The organism is Streptomyces chattanoogensis, assembly GCF_001294335.1.
GTDB lineage: Bacteria > Actinomycetota > Actinomycetes > Streptomycetales > Streptomycetaceae > Streptomyces > Streptomyces chattanoogensis.
Genome location: NZ_LGKG01000167.1, coordinates 26,017 through 42,722, shown reverse-complemented (window position 1 = coordinate 42,722; position 16,706 = coordinate 26,017). Strand labels below are relative to the sequence as shown.

General features: G+C 69.8%; 15 protein-coding genes. 11 read left to right on the top strand and 4 right to left on the bottom strand.

Annotation, left to right across the window (positions count from 1 at the left end):
* Window positions 1-150 precede the first annotated feature (150 nt).
* The 11 genes from uvrC to ADL29_RS43785 all read left to right on the top strand — a co-directional run bounded on the left by uvrC (window position 151) and on the right by ADL29_RS43785 (window position 12,090).
* Window positions 151-2,202: an excinuclease ABC subunit UvrC gene (gene uvrC / locus ADL29_RS31690; RefSeq protein WP_053926986.1), complete on the top strand. Its 2,052-nt coding sequence runs from the start codon at window positions 151-153 to the stop codon at window positions 2,200-2,202.
* Window positions 2,199-3,143, top strand: a complete 945-nt coding sequence (gene rapZ / locus ADL29_RS31685; RefSeq protein WP_078971436.1) for an RNase adapter RapZ — start codon at window positions 2,199-2,201, stop codon at window positions 3,141-3,143. The genes uvrC and rapZ overlap by 4 nt, the downstream gene beginning before the upstream one ends.
* Window positions 3,140-4,204: a gluconeogenesis factor YvcK family protein gene (locus tag ADL29_RS31680; RefSeq protein WP_053926984.1), complete on the top strand. Its 1,065-nt coding sequence runs from the start codon at window positions 3,140-3,142 to the stop codon at window positions 4,202-4,204. The genes rapZ and ADL29_RS31680 overlap by 4 nt, the downstream gene beginning before the upstream one ends.
* Window positions 4,195-5,184 carry a DNA-binding protein WhiA gene (whiA, locus tag ADL29_RS31675; protein WP_018091880.1) on the top strand — a complete coding sequence of 330 codons (990 nt, stop codon included), beginning with the start codon at window positions 4,195-4,197 and terminating at the stop codon, window positions 5,182-5,184. The genes ADL29_RS31680 and whiA overlap by 10 nt, the downstream gene beginning before the upstream one ends.
* Before the next feature lie 300 nt (window positions 5,185-5,484).
* Window positions 5,485-6,489: a type I glyceraldehyde-3-phosphate dehydrogenase gene (gene gap / locus ADL29_RS31670; protein WP_046928610.1), complete on the top strand. Its 1,005-nt coding sequence runs from the start codon at window positions 5,485-5,487 to the stop codon at window positions 6,487-6,489.
* A 114-nt stretch (window positions 6,490-6,603) separates the two neighbouring features.
* Window positions 6,604-7,815: a phosphoglycerate kinase gene (locus ADL29_RS31665; protein ID WP_053926983.1), complete on the top strand. Its 1,212-nt coding sequence runs from the start codon at window positions 6,604-6,606 to the stop codon at window positions 7,813-7,815.
* 6 nt (window positions 7,816-7,821) lie between these two features.
* Window positions 7,822-8,610, top strand: a complete 789-nt coding sequence (gene tpiA, locus ADL29_RS31660) for a triose-phosphate isomerase (protein WP_053926982.1) — start codon at window positions 7,822-7,824, stop codon at window positions 8,608-8,610.
* Window positions 8,611-8,721: 111 nt separating this feature from the next.
* Window positions 8,722-8,958 carry a preprotein translocase subunit SecG gene (gene secG, locus ADL29_RS31655; protein ID WP_046928613.1) on the top strand — a complete coding sequence of 79 codons (237 nt, stop codon included), beginning with the start codon at window positions 8,722-8,724 and terminating at the stop codon, window positions 8,956-8,958.
* 158 nt (window positions 8,959-9,116) lie between these two features.
* Complete coding sequence (locus ADL29_RS31650; RefSeq protein WP_016578660.1) at window positions 9,117-9,452, top strand: RNA polymerase-binding protein RbpA; 336 nt, start codon at window positions 9,117-9,119, stop codon at window positions 9,450-9,452.
* Between the two features lie 202 nt (window positions 9,453-9,654).
* A complete protein-coding gene (gene pgi / locus ADL29_RS31645) occupies window positions 9,655-11,307 on the top strand; it encodes a glucose-6-phosphate isomerase (protein WP_053926990.1) in 1,653 nt (550 codons plus the stop codon).
* A gap of 39 nt (window positions 11,308-11,346) precedes the next feature.
* Window positions 11,347-12,090 (top strand): hypothetical protein, encoded by a 744-nt coding sequence (locus ADL29_RS43785; RefSeq protein ID WP_157878621.1) that lies wholly within the window; start codon window positions 11,347-11,349, stop codon window positions 12,088-12,090.
* A 120-nt stretch (window positions 12,091-12,210) separates the two neighbouring features.
* Here the strand turns inward: ADL29_RS43785 and pgl are convergent, their stop codons facing one another.
* From pgl to tal, 4 genes are read right to left on the bottom strand one after another with little or no spacing between them, the layout of a single operon-like run.
* Complete coding sequence (gene pgl / locus ADL29_RS31635) at window positions 12,211-12,993, bottom strand: 6-phosphogluconolactonase (protein ID WP_046928614.1); 783 nt, start codon at window positions 12,991-12,993, stop codon at window positions 12,211-12,213.
* Window positions 12,990-14,015: a glucose-6-phosphate dehydrogenase assembly protein OpcA gene (opcA, locus tag ADL29_RS31630; RefSeq protein ID WP_053926980.1), complete on the bottom strand. Its 1,026-nt coding sequence runs from the start codon at window positions 14,013-14,015 to the stop codon at window positions 12,990-12,992. Before opcA ends, pgl begins: the two co-directional genes overlap by 4 nt.
* The gene (gene zwf / locus ADL29_RS31625; protein ID WP_046928616.1) at window positions 14,012-15,535 is read right to left on the bottom strand and encodes a glucose-6-phosphate dehydrogenase; all 1,524 of its coding nucleotides are present in this window, start codon (window positions 15,533-15,535) and stop codon (window positions 14,012-14,014) included. Before zwf ends, opcA begins: the two co-directional genes overlap by 4 nt.
* Window positions 15,536-15,541: 6 nt before the next feature.
* On the bottom strand, window positions 15,542-16,684 hold the full coding sequence (gene tal, locus ADL29_RS31620) for a transaldolase (protein ID WP_053926979.1): 1,143 nt from the start codon (window positions 16,682-16,684) through the stop codon (window positions 15,542-15,544).
* Window positions 16,685-16,706 lie beyond the last annotated feature (22 nt).

Below are 16,706 nucleotides of genomic sequence, written 5' to 3'. Positions count from 1 at the left end.
ACCCTGCCCTCCCCCCGAAGGGGGGAGGGCAGGGTGACGGGGGGTGGGGGCGGGGGCGCGCCTTCGCATGCTCGCCCTGCTCGCGCGGCCGTCCGCCGTGGAGTGCTCCGCCGCCCGTGATTGTCAGTGGCGGTCAGTAGGGTGGTGGGCATGGCAGACCCCAGCAGCTACCGACCCAAGCCGGGACAGATCCCCGACTCGCCGGGGGTCTATAAGTTCCGCGACGATCACGGCCGGGTCATCTACGTAGGCAAGGCGAAGAGCCTGCGCCAGCGCCTGGCCAATTACTTCCAGGACCTGGCCGGGCTCCATCCTCGTACGCGCACGATGGTGACCACCGCCGCTTCCGTGGAGTGGACGGTCGTCGCCACGGAGGTCGAGGCGCTTCAGCTGGAATACAGCTGGATCAAGGAGTTCGACCCGCGGTTCAACGTCAAGTACCGGGACGACAAGAGCTATCCCTACCTGGCGGTGACGCTCGACGAGGAGTTCCCGCGGGTTCAGGTGATGCGTGGCGCCAAGAAGAAGGGCGTGCGCTATTTCGGTCCGTACGGCCATGCCTGGGCCATTCGCGAGACCGTCGATCTGATGCTGCGCGTGTTTCCTGTACGCACCTGCTCGGCGGGTGTCTTCAAGCGCTCCGCCCAGATCGGCCGTCCCTGCCTGCTGGGCTATATCGGCAAGTGCTCGGCCCCCTGCGTCGAGCGTATTTCCGCCGCCGACCACCGTGAACTGGCCGAGGAGTTCTGCGATTTCATGGCGGGCCGTACGGGGGCGTACATCCGCCGTCTGGAACGGCAGATGCAGGATGCCGCCGAGGAGATGGAGTACGAGAAGGCGGCCCGGCTGCGTGACGACATAGGCGCGCTGAGGCGGGCGATGGAGAAGAGCGCGGTGGTGCTCGCGGATGCCACCGACGCTGATCTGATCGCCGTCGCCGAGGACGAACTCGAGGCCGCCGTCCAGATTTTCCATGTCCGCGGCGGCCGGGTGCGCGGTCAGCGCGGCTGGGTGACGGACAAGGTGGAGGCGGTCACCACCGCCGGTCTGGTCGAGCACGCCCTCCAGCAGCTCTACGGCGAGGAGCGGGGCGATGCGGTTCCCAAGGAGGTCCTGGTCCCGGCGCTGCCGGACCCGGTCGGGCCGGTCCAGGAGTGGCTCGCCGGGCGCCGTGGCTCCCTGGTCTCGCTGCGTATCCCGCAGCGCGGCGACAAGAAGGACCTGATGGCCACGGTCCAGCGCAACGCCCAGCAGGCCCTGGCCCTGCACAAGACCAAGCGTGCCTCGGACCTGACGACCCGCTCCCGCGCCCTGGAGGAGATCGCGCAGGCCCTCGGCCTGGATGCGGTGCCGCTGCGCATCGAGTGCTTCGACATCTCGCATCTCCAGGGCGAGGACGTCGTCGCCTCCATGGTGGTCTTCGAGGACGGTCTCGCCCGGAAGAGCGAATACCGCCGTTTCCAGATCAAGACCTTCGAGGGCCAGGACGATGTCCGGTCCATGCACGAGGTCATCGGCCGCCGCTTCAAGCGCTATCTGCAGGAGAAGCAGAAGTCGGGGGAGTGGACGGAGGAGCCGCCCGCCGGTGCCGCGGCGGAGGAGGACGGGGCACCGGACGCGATGGCGGGGCGCCCCACCGACGAGGACGGCCGTCCCAAGAGGTTCGCCTATCCGCCGCAGCTCGTGGTGGTCGACGGCGGCGCTCCCCAGGTGGCGGCCGCCCGCCGTGCCCTGGACGAGCTGGGTATCGATGACGTCGCGGTCTGCGGGCTGGCCAAGCGGCTGGAGGAGGTCTGGCTGCCCGAGGAGGACGATCCGGTCGTGCTGCCGCGCAGCAGCGAGGGCCTTTATCTCCTGCAGCGCGTCCGTGACGAGGCGCACCGTTTTGCGATCTCCTATCAGCGCAGCAAGCGCACCAGGCGGCTGAAGGCCTCGCCGCTCGACGCGGTGGCGGGCCTGGGCGAGACGCGCCGCCAGGCGCTGCTGAAGCACTTCGGTTCGCTGAAGAGGCTGCGGTCCGCCACGGTGGAGGAGATCTGCGAGGTTCCGGGCGTCGGCCGCAAGACGGCGGAGACGGTCGCGGCGGCGCTCGCGGCGGCGGCGCCGTCCGCGCCTGCGGTGAACACCGCCACAGGAGAGATCATTGAGGATGACGGGGTCCCCTCGGCCGCGTTGTCAGCAGAACGGGGGCAGGACCGATGAGCACAGAGCATGCAGCGCAGGAAACCGAGAGAGACGGTGCACAGGTGAGTACGGGCACGACCGACCAGGGCGAGAGCGCCGCGATCCCCGAGCTGGTGATCATCTCCGGCATGTCGGGGGCCGGCCGCAGCACGGCCGCCAAGTGCCTGGAGGACCTCGGCTGGTTCGTCGTCGACAACATCCCGCCGGAGCTGATTCCGCCGATGGTCGAGCTGGGCGCCCGCTCCCAGGGCAATGTCGCCAAGATCGCTGTCGTCGTCGATGTCCGCGGCCGCCGTTTCTTCGCCAATCTCAAGGAATCCCTGGCCACTCTCGACGCGCAGAACGTCAAGCGCCGCATCGTCTTCCTGGAGTCCTCCGACGAGGCCCTGGTGCGGCGTTTCGAGTCGGTGCGCCGCCCGCACCCCCTCCAGGGCGACGGCCGGATCGTCGACGGCATCGCCGCCGAGCGCGATCTGCTGCGCGAGCTGCGCGGCGACGCCGACCTGGTCATCGACACCTCGAGCCTCAACGTCCATGAGCTGCGCGCCAAGCTGGACGCCCAGTTCGCCGGCGAGGAGGTTCCGGAGCTGCGCGCGACGGTCATGTCCTTCGGCTTCAAGTACGGCCTTCCGGTCGACGCCGACATGGTCATCGACTGCCGTTTCATCCCCAACCCGCACTGGGTGCCGGAGCTGCGCCCCTTCACCGGTCTGAACGAAGAGGTCTCGGACTACGTCTTCGGCCAGCCCGGCTCCAAGGAGTTCCTGGACGGTTACGCCGAGCTGCTGCGGATCGTCGCCGAGGGCTACCGCCGGGAGGGCAAGCGTTATGTGACGATCGCCGTCGGCTGTACGGGCGGCAAGCACCGCAGCGTGGCGATGTCGGAGAAGCTGGCCCGCCGGCTGGTCTCCGAAGGAGTGGAAACCGTCGTCGTCCACCGGGACATGGGGCGCGAATGACCGGCCGTACGCCGCGGCTGCGCCGGGTCCGCAGTTTCGTCCCGGGCGGCCGTTCGAAGAAGAGGGGCGCCACCCCCAAGGTGGTGGCGCTCGGCGGCGGGATGGGCCTGTCCGCCTCGCTGGCCGCGCTGCGCCGGATCACCGGCGATCTGACGGCCGTGGTCACGGTCGCCGACGACGGCGGCTCGAGTGGCCGGCTCCGTGACGAGCTGGGTGTGCTGCCGCCCGGTGATCTGCGCAAGGCGCTGGCCGCGCTGTGCGGTGACGACGACTGGGGCCAGACCTGGGCCCGGGTGATCCAGCACCGCTTCCAGTCCGAGGGTGAGCTGCACGACCATGCGGTGGGCAATCTGCTGATCGTCGCGCTGTGGGAGCAGCTCGGTGATCATGTCCAGGCCCTCGACCTGGTCGGCAGGCTGCTGGGTGCCCATGGCCGGGTGCTGCCCATGTCGGCGGTGCCCCTGGAGCTCCAGGCCCAGGTCAGGGGCCATGACGTGGGGCGTCCGGACGAGGTCTCCACGGTGCGCGGCCAGGCCACCGTGGCGCTGACCCCCGGTGAGGTGCTCGCCGTTCATGTGGTGCCCGAGGACCCGCCGGCGGTTCCGGAGGCGGTCGCCGCGGTGCGTGATGCCGACTGGGTGGTGCTGGGTCCCGGCTCGTGGTTCTCGTCCGTCATTCCGCATCTGCTGGTGCCGGAGCTGCGCGAGGCCCTGGAGGAGACCAAGGCCAGAAAGGTCCTTTCGCTCAACCTCGCTCCCCAGCCGGGCGAAACCGATGGCTTCTCACCGCAGCGTCATTTGGAGGTTTTGGCCCGACACGCCCCTAAACTCGCCTTCGACGTGGTGCTGGCCGACAAGGCCGCCGTGCCCGACATCGAAGGTCTGACGGTTGCCGCCAAGCAGCTGGTGGGCAGCGAGGTCGAGCTGGCTGCGGTCGCCGCCCGAGGAGACGATGCCCGGCCAGGTGCCGGGCCGGCCCCCGACCGGCACGACCCGGAGCTGCTGGCAGCCGCGTACGACCGTATTTTTCGGATGCATGGAAGGATCGGCCCATGGCGATGACGGCTGCGGTGAAGGATGAAATCTCCCGGCTCCCCGTCACCCGGACCTGCTGCCGGAAGTCGGAGGTCTCGTCGATCCTGCGGTTCGCGGGTGGTCTGCACCTGGTCAGCGGCCGCATTGTGATCGAGGCGGAGCTGGACACGGGCATCGCCGCCCGCCGGCTGCGCAAGGACATCCTGGAGATCTTCGGGCACTCCTCCGACCTGGTGGTGATGGCCCCCGGCGGCCTGCGGCGCGGCAGCCGCTATGTCGTGCGGGTGGTGGCCGGCGGCGATCAGCTGGCGCGGCAGACCGGCCTGGTCGACGGCCGTGGCCGGCCCATCCGCGGGCTGCCACCGCAGGTGGTCTCCGGCGCGACGTGTGACGCCGAGGCGGCCTGGCGCGGCGCGTTCCTGGCGCACGGTTCGCTCACCGAGCCCGGCCGTTCCTCCTCGCTGGAGGTCACCTGCCCCGGCCCCGAGGCGGCGCTGGCGCTGGTCGGCGCGGCCCGCCGGCTGGGTATCGGCGCCAAGGCCCGGGAGGTGCGCGGGGTGGACCGCGTGGTCGTCCGTGACGGTGATGCGATCGGCGCGCTGCTGACGCGGCTGGGCGCCCATGAGTCGGTGCTCGCCTGGGAGGAGCGGCGGATGCGCCGCGAGGTCCGCGCCACCGCCAACCGCCTCGCCAACTTCGACGACGCCAACCTCCGCCGCTCGGCGCGTGCGGCGGTGGCCGCAGGTGCCCGTGTGCAGCGTGCTCTGGAGATCCTCGGTGAGGAGGTTCCCGAGCATCTCGCCGCGGCGGGCCGGCTGCGCATGGAGCACAAGCAGGCCTCGCTGGAGGAGCTGGGTGCCCTCGCCGATCCGCCGCTGACCAAGGACGCGGTGGCCGGGCGGATCCGGCGGCTGCTGGCGATGGCGGACAAGCGTGCGCAGGACCTCGGGATTCCCGGTACGGAGTCCAATCTGACGGAGGAGCTGGCCGAGGGGATGGTCGGCTGACGGGCCGTCGCCGGGCGGGCAGGGTCGCCGGCAGGAGAACCGAAGACAAGTGGAAGACAGAGGCCGGGCCGGCACCGTCGTACGCGGTGGGCCCGGCTTCTGTCGTGCGCGGGTGTTCCGGGGCGGGCGCGCGGCAAGATCGCTCAGCTGAGCTGCTGGTCTTCTCAGTTGTGAGTACGGAGTTGGGCCAGATGTCAATGTCACGTACGTCTCGTTCAGGGGGTAGGGTCGGAGGCGGTCGGGGACATCCCATACAGCTCGGCGGTGCACATACCGCCGTACCAACGAGGAGATCGGTTCGTGACGATCCGCGTAGGCATCAACGGCTTTGGCCGCATCGGTCGTAACTACTTCCGCGCGCTGCTGGAGCAGGGTGCGGACATCGAGATCGTGGCTGTCAACGACCTGGGCGACACCGCGACCACCGCGCACCTGCTGAAGTACGACACCATCCTGGGCCGCCTCAAGGAGACGGTGTCGCACACCGAGGACACCATCACCGTCGGCGAGCGCACCATCAAGGTGCTCTCGGAGCGCAACCCCGCCGACATCCCCTGGGGCGAGCTGGGCGTCGACATCGTCATCGAGTCGACCGGCATCTTCACCAAGCGCGACGACGCCGCCAAGCACCTCGCCGGCGGCGCGAAGAAGGTCCTCATCTCGGCTCCGGCCAAGGACGAGGACATCACCATCGTCATGGGTGTCAACCAGGACAAGTACGACGCGGCGAACCACCACGTCATCTCCAACGCCTCCTGCACCACCAACTGTGTGGCGCCGATGGCGAAGGTCCTCGACGAGAACTTCGGCATCGTCAAGGGTCTGATGACGACGGTCCACGCGTACACCAACGACCAGCGCATCCTGGACTTCCCGCACAGCGACCTGCGCCGCGCCCGCGCCGCCGCGGAGAACATCATCCCGACCTCGACGGGTGCCGCGAAGGCCACCGCCCTGGTCCTCCCGCAGCTCAAGGGCAAGCTGGACGGCATCGCCATGCGCGTGCCCGTCCCCACCGGCTCGGTCACCGACCTGGTCCTCGAGCTGGACCGCGAGGTCACCAAGGACGAGATCAACACCGCCTTCCAGAAGGCCGCCGAGGGCCAGCTCCAGGGCATCCTCGAGTACACCGAGGACCCGATCGTCTCCTCGGACATCGTGAACTTCCCGGCCTCCTGCACCTTCGACTCGAAGCTGACGATGGCGCAGGGCAAGCAGGTCAAGGTCGTCGGCTGGTACGACAACGAGTGGGGCTACTCCAACCGTCTGGTCGACCTGACCGTCTTCGTCGGCGGCCAGCTCTGACCGGTGTGACCGTTAAGTCACCGCAGATGTGAGGACGGGGCTCGTACGACGCGATGAAGCGTCGTACGGGCCCCGTGCTATGACTGACTTTCCGAACAGAGTCACGGAGCCACCATGAAGACGATCGACGACCTCGCCACCGAAGGCGTCGCGGGCAAGCGGGTCTTTGTCCGCGCCGACCTGAATGTGCCGCTGGACGGCACCGAAATCACCGACGACGGCCGGATCCGCGCCGTCGCCCCGACGATCGCCAAGCTCGCCGAGCTGGGCGCCAAGGTGATCGTCGCCTCCCACCTGGGCCGTCCCAAGGGTGCGCCGGACCCGGCGTTCTCGCTGGCCCCCGCGGCGACGCGGCTGGGTGAACTCCTGGGCAAGGACGTGGCGTTCGCCACCGACACCGTCGGCGAGTCCGCCCAGGCCGTGGCCGCGGGCCTGGCCGACGGCCAGGTGGCCGTGCTGGAGAACCTCCGCTTCAACGCGGGCGAGACCAGCAAGGACGACGCCGAGCGCGGCGCCTTCGCCGACCAGCTCGCCGCGCTGGCGGATCTGTACGTGGGCGACGGCTTCGGCGCCGTGCACCGTCAGCACGCCTCCGTCTACGACCTGCCCAAGCGCCTTCCGCACGCCGCCGGCGATCTGATCGCCACCGAGGTCGGCGTGCTGAAGAAGCTCACCGAGGACGTCAGGCGCCCCTACGTCGTCGTGCTCGGCGGCGCCAAGGTCTCCGACAAGCTCGCCGTCATCGACCAGCTGCTGGAGAAGGCCGACCGCATCCTCGTCGGCGGCGGCATGGCGTACACCTTCCTCAAGGCCAAGGGCCACGAGGTGGGTATCTCGCTGCTCCAGGAGGACCAGGTCCCGGCCTGCCTGGAGTACCTGGCGCGCGCCGAGAAGCGCGGTGTGGAGTTCGTGCTCCCCGTCGACGTCCTGGTGTCGCCCGAGTTCCCGGACCTGAAGGGCAAGACCCCGGCCAACCCCACGACCGTCGCCGCGGACGCCATCCCCGCCGACCAGGAGGGCCTGGACATCGGCCCGAAGACCCGCGAGCTGTACGCCGAGATGCTCGCCGACGCGGGCACCGTCTTCTGGAACGGCCCGATGGGCGTCTTCGAGCACCCCGACTACGCGGGCGGCACCAAGGCCGTCGCGCAGGGGCTGCTGAACTCGAAGGCCTTCACCGTCGTCGGAGGCGGTGACTCGGCCGCCGCGGTGCGCCTGCTGGGCTTCGACGAGAATGCTTTCGGCCACATCTCGACCGGCGGCGGCGCCAGCCTCGAATACCTCGAGGGCAAGACGCTCCCCGGCCTCGCCGCACTGGAGGACTGACCCCGTATGACTGATATTGCCAAGGGCCGTACCCCGCTGATGGCGGGCAACTGGAAGATGAACCTCAACCACCTCGAGGCCATCGCCCACGTCCAGAAGCTCGCCTTCGCGCTCAATGACAAGGACTTCGACGCCGTAGAGGTCGCCGTCCTGCCGCCCTTCACCGATCTGCGGTCGGTGCAGACCCTGGTCGACGGCGACAAGCTCAAGATCAAGTACGGTGCGCAGGACCTCTCCGCGCACGGTTCCGGTGCCTACACCGGTGAGATCTCCGGCGCGATGCTCGCCAAGCTGAAGTGCACGTACGTGGCCGTCGGCCACAGCGAGCGCCGCCAGTACCACGGCGAGAACGAAGAGATCTGCAACGCCAAGGTCAAGGCTGCCTTCCAGCACGGCCTCACCCCGATTCTGTGCGTCGGTGAGGGCCTGGACGTCCGCAAGGCGGGCAACCAGGTCGCACACACCCTCGCCCAGGTCGACGGCGGCCTCAAGGACGTCCCGGCCGAGCAGGCCGAGACCATTGTGATCGCCTACGAGCCGGTGTGGGCCATCGGCACCGGCGAGGTCGCCACGCCGGAGGACGCGCAGGAGGTCTGCGGTGCGATCCGCGGCCGCCTCGCCGAGCTCTACAGCCAGGAGCTGGCCGACAAGGTCCGCATCCAGTACGGCGGCTCGGTCAAGTCCGGCAATGTCGCGGCGATCATGGCGCAGCCGGACGTCGACGGCGCGCTGATCGGCGGCGCGGCGCTGGACGCGGACGAATTCGTGAAGATCGTCCGCTTCCGCGACCAGTAGCAGCTATGACGACGGGCCCGGCCCGTCGTACCCTGTCGGGGCCGGGTCCGGCGTGCAGTGCGCCGCCCGGCCCCGCACCATTTCAACCAGTCCCAGAGAGTTGGTCCAGCCGTGGTCATCGGGTTCTCGATCGCCCTCATCGTCTTCAGCGTGCTGCTGATGATGCTGGTGCTCATGCACAAGGGAAAGGGCGGCGGCCTGTCCGACATGTTCGGTGGCGGTATGCAGTCCTCGGTCGGCGGCTCCTCGGTCGCCGAGCGGAACCTCGACCGCATCACCATCGTGGTCGGTCTGCTGTGGTTCGCGTGCATCGTGGTCCTCGGCATTCTGATGAAGCTCGGCAACTGACATACCGTCGGAGGCGCGGCCTATCATTGAGGGCGGCGTCCTTGGGCGGGGTGTAACTCCTGTCACTGGACGCGCGTTGGGCCCTACATAGACTGGAGCGCCCGCAGCGCAGCTGCAGCGAGAAAAGCTTTGCAGCGATTGAGCAGGGAGTTACGACCGTGGCAAGTGGCAACGCGATCCGAGGAAGTCGGGTCGGGGCGGGGCCGATGGGGGAGGCCGAGCGCGGCGAGTCCGCGCCGCGCATCCGCATCTCCTTCTGGTGCTCCAACGGGCACGAGACGCAGCCCAGCTTCGCCGGCGACGCACAGGTCCCGGACACCTGGGACTGCCCGCGCTGTGGTTTCCCGGCAGGCAAGGACCGGGACAGCCCGCCGGACCCGCCGCGCACCGAGCCGTACAAGACCCACCTCGCCTACGTGCGCGAGCGGCGCAGCGACGCCGACGGTGAGGCGATTCTCGCCGAGGCGCTGGCCAAGCTCCGCGGCGAGATCTGAGCAGCACAGACGCACCGCCCGGCCCGGCCGGAGGGCCATCCGCCCTCCGGCCGGGCCGTTCGCACGCGCGCCCGGCACCCGTACGCCACACCCCCGACAGCCCTTCGTCCCTCAGCGGACAGATACCTCATACCCCGCCCTGATCAATTAGGTTGGGTGCCGGCGGGGTGCCGGTACGAGACGAAGAAGGCTGATGTCCGAGATGAACGCAGAAAGCCGCCGCAGGCTCGACCAGATGCCTGAGTGGACCGCGTTGAGCAAGCACCGGGAGCAGCTGGGGGAGGTGCACCTGCGCGAGCTGTTCGACCGCGACCCGGACCGTGCCGGGCGCTACACCCTCCAGGTCGGCGATCTGCACCTGGACTACTCCAAGCACCTGGTCACCGACGAGACGCTGCGGCTGCTGGGCGAACTGGCCGAGGCCACCGGCGTCGCCGGGCTGCGGGAGGCGATGTTCCGCGGCGAGAAGATCAACATCACCGAGCGGCGCTCCGTGCTGCACACCGCGCTGCGCGCGCCCGGCTCGGCGGTCATCAAGAGCGACGGCGAGAACGTCGTCCCCAGGGTCCAGTCCGTCCTGACGAAGATGGGCACCTTCGCCGACCGGGTCCGCTCCGGCGGCTGGAAGGGCCACACCGGCCGCCGTATCAAGACCGTCGTCAACATCGGTATCGGCGGCTCGGACCTGGGCCCCGCGATGGCGTACGAGGCGCTGCGCGCCTACACCCACCGGGACATGCAGTTCCGCTTCGTGTCCAACGTGGACGGCGCCGATCTGCACGAGGCGGTACGGGACCTGGACCCGGCCGAGACGCTGTTCGTCATCGCGTCCAAGACCTTCACCACCATCGAGACCGTCACCAACGCCGTCTCGGCCCGCGACTGGCTGCTGACCGGGCTGGATGCCGGTCAGGACGCGGTCGCCAAGCACTTCGTGGCGCTGTCGACCAACGCCGGGAAGGTGGCGGAGTTCGGCATCAACACGGACAACATGTTCGAGTTCTGGGACTGGGTCGGCGGCCGCTACTCCTTCGACTCCGCGATCGGCCTCTCGCTGATGATCGCGATCGGCCCGGAGCACTTCCGCGAGATGCTGGCCGGCTTCCACCTCGTCGACGAGCACTTCCGCACGGCCCCGCCGCAGGCGAACGCCCCGCTGCTGATGGGCCTGCTGGGCATCTGGTACGGCAACTTCTTCGGCGCCCAGTCGCATGCCGTGCTGCCGTACAGCCACTACCTCTCCCGGTTCACCGCCTACCTGCAGCAGCTGGACATGGAGTCCAACGGCAAGTCCGTGGACCGCGACGGCAATCCGGTCAACTGGGAGACCGGCCCGGTCGTGTGGGGCACGCCCGGTACGAACGGCCAGCACGCCTACTACCAGCTGCTCCACCAGGGCACCAAGATGATCCCGGCCGACTTCATCGGCTTCGCCGAGCCGGTCGCCGATCTGCAGCCGGGCCTGGTCGCCCAGCACGACCTGCTGATGGCCAACCTCTTCGCGCAGGGCCAGGCCCTGGCGTTCGGCAAGACGCCGGAGGAGGTGCGCGCCGAGGGCGTGGCCGAGGAGCTGGTGCCGCACAAGACCTTCCAGGGCAACCACCCCACCACCACGATCCTGGCCAAGGAGCTCAGCCCGTCCGTGCTGGGCCAGTTGATCGCGCTGTACGAGCACAAGGTGTTCGTCCAGGGCGCCGTCTGGAACATCGACTCCTTCGACCAGTGGGGCGTGGAGCTGGGCAAGGTGCTCGCCAAGCGGGTGGAGCCGGCGCTGACGGAGGGCGCGGACGTGCCGGGGCTGGACGCCTCGACGGCCGGGCTGGTCGCCAAGTACCGGGAGCTGCGCGGCCGCTGACCGGCCGTCGCACAGGATCCCCCGGACGATCACGGACAGGTGACGCGTTCGGGGGAGACGGCCATGGACCGGGTACGGCGCGGCGGCGGAACACGGTCCGGGCCGAGTCTGCTGTGGCCGCACCGTGCGGCCCGGCGGGTCTTCCAGCCCGGCTGGATACCGGAGACGGACGACCCGCTGGTGGAGCGGCTCAAACGCGTCCGGGTCCTGGCCGGGATGGTGGTGGCGTTCGGCGTCTATACCTTCGTGGCACGGGACTTCAGCCTCGAGGAGGCCGCGGAGAACCTGGTGGTCGCCTCTCTGGTGCTTCTGGTCGTCGCCCCGCTGACGGTCGGGGTGATGCTGCTGGTCTGGCGCCGTCGCGGGCCGCTGCGCCCGCTGCGGTCACGGTTGTCCGGCCCGCTGCGGCTGCTGCTGGCCTTCGTCGGGGCGGCGGTGCTGATGCTGCTTCTCCTGAGAGGCGTGGCCTACTCCCTGCCGACCACCCCGTTGGCGCTCTGGCTGATGTGGTTCCTCGGCGCCGCGGGGATCCGGATCAACGGCAACTTCTTCGGCACCGGGGTCGTCCACCGCGCACTGCCGCCGGTCCTGGCGTCCGTCACCACCTGGCTGATGGCCGTGCCGGACCTGGTGACCGGTGATCTGCACGGCCTCGGGCTGACGCTGGGGGCGGTCTTCATCCTGGGGGCGCCGGTGCTGGTCACCTGTATCGCCCTGTTCGAGCTGCACCGGCTGCGCCGCCACCTCGGGATCCGGCTGCGGGACCACCCCCTTTGCACCTGACCGGCGCCGCTCTCGCGGAGGTGGTCGCGCGCCGTGGGGGTTGCTCCATTGATGGTTGCGGTCAAGACGACGAAAGCCCCACACCCTGAAGGGCATGGGGCTTTCGTCGTGTGCGTGCGCTCAGGCCGAGGCCGGCGGATACAGATCGCGCGGCAGCTGGGCCGCCGCCGCCTCGTCCAGCAGCCACAGCGTGCGGCTGCGGCCCCGGGCGCCCGCCGCCGGGGCCTGGACCTCACCGGCACCGGAGAGGGCCATGGCCACGGCATTGGCCTTGTCCTCGCCGGCCGCCAGCAGCCAGACCTCCCGGGCCGCGCGGATCGCGGGCAGGGTCAGCGAGACACGGGTGGGCGGCGGCTTGGGCGCGCCGTGCACACCGACCACCGTCCGCTCCTGCTCGTACACGCCGGGCAGCTCGGGGAAGAGCGAGGCGACGTGGGTGTCCGGGCCGACGCCCAGGAGGAGGACGTCGAAGGACGGGACCGCGGCATGGTCCTCGGGCCCGGCCGCGGCGGCGAGCTCGAGGGCGTACTCCTCGGCCGCCGCGTCCGCGTCGTTGCCGAAGCGGCCGCCGGCCGGCTCCATCGGGTGCACCCGCGCCGGATCCAGCGGGACGCTGTCCAGCAGCGCCTCGCGCGCCTGGGTGTGGTTGCGCTCCGGGTCGCCCTCCGGCAGGAAGCGCTCGTCCCCCCACCACAGGTCGAGGCGGTGCCAGTCCACCGCGTCCCGGGCGGGCGCCTCGGCGAGCGCGGCGAGCAGGCCGTTGCCGTTGCGGCCGCCGGTCAGGACCACCGAGGCGGAGCCGCGGGCGGCCTGGGCGTCCACGATCTTGGTGATCAGCCGGGCCGCCGCGGCCTTCGCCATCAGCTCCTTGTCGCGGTGGACGACGACCTGCGGAGCGCTCACTTGGCGGCCGCCTTCTTGCCGGGCGCCTTCTTCGCGGCCGGCTTGGCGGCGGCGTCTTCCCCGGCCGCCGGGGCCTGCGGCGCGGGCTGCGCGTCCGTGTCCGCGAGCCGGTCCACGCCGTACTTGAGCGCGGCGGCGTAGATGTCGTCCGGGTCGAGCCGGCGCAGCTCCTCGGCGAGCAGCTCGGAGGTCTCCCGCCGCTTGAGCGCCACCGCACGGTCCGGCTGGCCGCGCATGGAGAGCGTGGCCAGCGAGCCGTCCGGGCGGTCCAGCACGATCGTGCCGCCGCTGGACTCCATGCGGACGGCCGTCAGACCCGGGCCGGGCGACACCTTGCGGGTGACCGGGACGTTCAGCCGGCCGGCGAGCCACATGGCGAGCAGCTCACAGCTGGGGTTGAACTCCTCGCCCTCGACCTCGGCCGAGGTGACCGTGCACGGCGCCTGGTCCAGCGCCGCCGCGAGCATCGAGCGCCACGGGGTGATGCGGGTCCAGGACAGGTCGGTGTCGCCGGGGGTGTAGGTCTGGGCGCGTCCGGACAGCTCCTCGACGGGCTGCTCGGCGGCGTAGGCGTCGGTGACCCGGCGCTGCGCCAGCGCGCCCAGCGGGTCGTTGGCCGGGTCCAGCGGGGCGTTGACCGCCCACCAGACCACCACCGGGGCATCCGGCAGCAGCAGCGGCAGCACCACGGACTGGGCGTGGTCTATCGCCTCGCCGTACAGCCGCAGCACGACCGTCTCGCCGGTGCCCGCGTCCGTGCCGACCCGGACCTCGGCGTCCAGGCGGGCCTTGGCGCGGTCGCGCGGCGACCGGCTGACCCGCTTGATGACGACCAGGGTGCGCGAGGGGTGCTCGCGGGAGGCGTCGTTGGCGGCCCTCAACGCGTCGTAGGCGTTCTCCTCGTCGGTGACGATGACGAGGGTGAGCACCATGCCGATGGCCGGGGTGCCGACGGCGCGGCGGCCCTCCACCAGCGCCTTGTTGATCTTGCTGGCCGTGGTTTCCGTCAGATCTATCTTCATGGCCGACGCCAGCTCCGTCCGTCTCGTGCGAGCATTTCGTCCGCCTCGGCCGGGCCCCAGGTGCCCGCCGGGTACTGCGCGGGCTTGCCGTGCCGGTCCCAGTACTCCTCGATGGGGTCGAGGATCCGCCAGGACTGCTCCACCTCCTCCAGCCGCGGGAAGAGGTTGGCGTCACCCAGCAGGACGTCCAGGATCAGGCGCTCGTACGCCTCCGGGCTCGACTCCGTGAAGGACTCGCCGTAGGCGAAGTCCATCGAGACGTCCCGGACCTCCATCGAGGTGCCGGGCACCTTGGAGCCGAACCGCACGGTCACGCCCTCGTCCGGCTGTACCCGGATGACCAGGGCGTTCTGGCCCAGCTCCTCGGTCGCCGTGTGGTCGAAGGGGGAGTGCGGGGCGCGCTTGAAGACCACCGCGATCTCGGTGACCCGGCGGCCGAGGCGCTTGCCGGTGCGCAGATAGAACGGGACGCCCGCCCAGCGGCGGTTGTCGATCGACAGCTTGATCGCGGCGTAGGTGTCGGTCTTCGACTTGGGGTCGATGCCGTCTTCCTGGAGGTAGCCGACGGCCTTCTCGCCGCCCTGCCAGCCCTCCGCGTACTGCGCGCGGACGGTCTCCTTGCCGAGGTCCTTGGGCAGCCGGACCGCGCCCAGCACCTTGGTCTTCTCCGCGACCAGCGCATCGGCGTCGAAGGAGGCGGGCTCCTCCATCGCGGTCAGCGCGAGCAGCTGGAGGAGGTGGTTCTGGATGACGTCACGGGCCGCGCCGATTCCGTCGTAGTAGCCGGCCCGGCCGCCGATGCCGATGTCCTCGGCCATCGTGATCTGGACGTGGTCGACATAGCTGCGGTTCCACAGCGGCTCGAACATCGTGTTGGCGAAGCGCAGCGCCAGGATGTTCTGGACCGTCTCCTTGCCCAGGTAGTGGTCGATCCGGAAGACCTCGTTGGTCGGGAAGACCTCGTGGACGACCTTGTTGAGCTCCTGGGCGCTCTCGAGGTTGTGCCCGAAGGGCTTCTCGATGACCGCGCGGCGCCAGGAGTCCGCCTTCTGCTCGGCCAGGCCGTGCTTCTTGAGCTGCTGGACGACCTTGGGGAAGAACTTCGGCGGTACGGAGAGGTAGAAGGCGAAGTTGCCGCCGGTCCCCTGGGCCTTGTCCAGCTCTTCTATCGTCGTCTTGAGCGTCTCGAAGGCCTCGTCGTCGTCGAAGTTGCCCTGGACGAAGCGGCAGCCCTGGACCAGCTGCTGCCAGACCTCCTCGCGGAACGGCGTACGGGCGTGCTCCTTGACCGCCTCGTACACCTCCTGCGCGAAGTCCTCGTGCTCCCACTCGCGGCGGGCGAACCCGACGAGCGAGAAGCCCGGCGGCAGCAGACCCCGGTTGGCCAGGTCGTACACCGCAGGCATCAGCTTTTTGCGGGACAAATCGCCCGTGACGCCGAAAATGACCAGGCCCGACGGCCCCGCGATACGCGGGAGCCGTCGGTCCAGTGCGTCACGCAGCGGATTGCTGCTGGACAACTGAGATCAGCCCTCCGAGGGAGCGAGGCGCTTGAGTTCCGCCTCCGTGGACTTGAGGAGGTCGTTCCAGGCCGTCTCGAACTTGTCGACGCCCTCGTCCTCCAGGAGCTGGACGACCTCGTCGTACGAGATCCCCAGCGCGGCGACCGCGTCGAGGTCGGCACGGGCCGCCTCGTACGTGCCGCGCACCGTGTCGCCCGTGATCTGTCCGCGGGCGGCGGTGGCCACCAGGGTGGCCTCCGGCATGGTGTTGACGGTTCCCGGGGCTACCAGCTCGTCGACGTACAGCGTGTCCTTGAAGGCCGGGTCCTTGACGCCGGTCGAGGCCCACAGCGGACGCTGCTTGTTGGCGCCGGCCTTGTCGAGCGCGGCCCAGCGGTCCGAGGACTGCGTCGAGTTGTCGGCAGAGCCGAACACCTCCTCGTACGCCTCGAACGCCAGACGGGCGTTGGCCAGCGCGGCCTTGCCCTTGAGCGCCTTGGCCCCGTCGGTGCCGATGACCTCCAGGCGCTTGTCGATCTCGGTGTCCACCCGGGACACGAAGAACGAGGCGACCGAACGGATCAGGGACAGGTCCAGGCCGGCGGCCTTCGCCTTCTCCAGGCCCGCCAGGTAGGCGTCCATGACCTCGCGGTAGCGCTCCAGCGAGAAGATCAGCGTGACGTTGACGCTGATGCCCAGGCCGATCACCTCGGTGATGGCCGGCAGACCCGCCTTGGTGGCCGGGATCTTGATCAGCGTGTTCGGGCGGTCCACCAGCCACGCCAGCTGCTTGGCCTCGGCGATGGTCGCCGCGGTGTTGTGGGCCAGGCGCGGGTCGACCTCGATGGAGACCCGGCCGTCCTGGCCGCCGGTGGCGTCGAAGACCGGCCGCAGGATGTCGGCGGCGTCGCGGACGTCCGCCGTCGTGATCATGCGGATGGCTTCCTCGACGGTGACCTTGCGGGCCGCCAGGTCGGCGACCTGCTGGTCGTAGCCGTGGCCGTCCGAGATCGCCTTCTGGAAGATCGACGGGTTGGTCGTGACGCCGACGACGTGCTGCTGGTCGATCAGCTCGGCGAGATTGCCGGACGTGATGCGCTGGCGCGACAGGTCGTCCAGCCAGATCGCGACGCCTTCGTCGGAGAGGCGCTTGAGTGCGTCTGTCATGGGTTCAGCATCTCCTACTTGT

Bases quoted from the DNA above. Each gene is read 5' to 3' on its own strand.
- uvrC (WP_053926986.1), top strand. From the start codon at position 151: ATGGCAGACCCCAGCAGCTACCGACCCAAGCCGGGACAGATCCCCGAC.
- rapZ (WP_078971436.1), top strand. From the start codon at position 2,199: ATGAGCACAGAGCATGCAGCGCAGGAAACCGAGAGAGACGGTGCACAG.
- ADL29_RS31680 (WP_053926984.1), top strand. From the start codon at position 3,140: ATGACCGGCCGTACGCCGCGGCTGCGCCGGGTCCGCAGTTTCGTCCCG.
- whiA (WP_018091880.1), top strand. From the start codon at position 4,195: ATGGCGATGACGGCTGCGGTGAAGGATGAAATCTCCCGGCTCCCCGTC.
- ADL29_RS31665 (WP_053926983.1), top strand. From the start codon at position 6,604: ATGAAGACGATCGACGACCTCGCCACCGAAGGCGTCGCGGGCAAGCGG.
- tpiA (WP_053926982.1), top strand. From the start codon at position 7,822: ATGACTGATATTGCCAAGGGCCGTACCCCGCTGATGGCGGGCAACTGG.
- pgi (WP_053926990.1), top strand. From the start codon at position 9,655: ATGAACGCAGAAAGCCGCCGCAGGCTCGACCAGATGCCTGAGTGGACC.
- opcA (WP_053926980.1), bottom strand. From the start codon at position 14,015: ATGAAGATAGATCTGACGGAAACCACGGCCAGCAAGATCAACAAGGCG.
- tal (WP_053926979.1), bottom strand. From the start codon at position 16,684: ATGACAGACGCACTCAAGCGCCTCTCCGACGAAGGCGTCGCGATCTGG.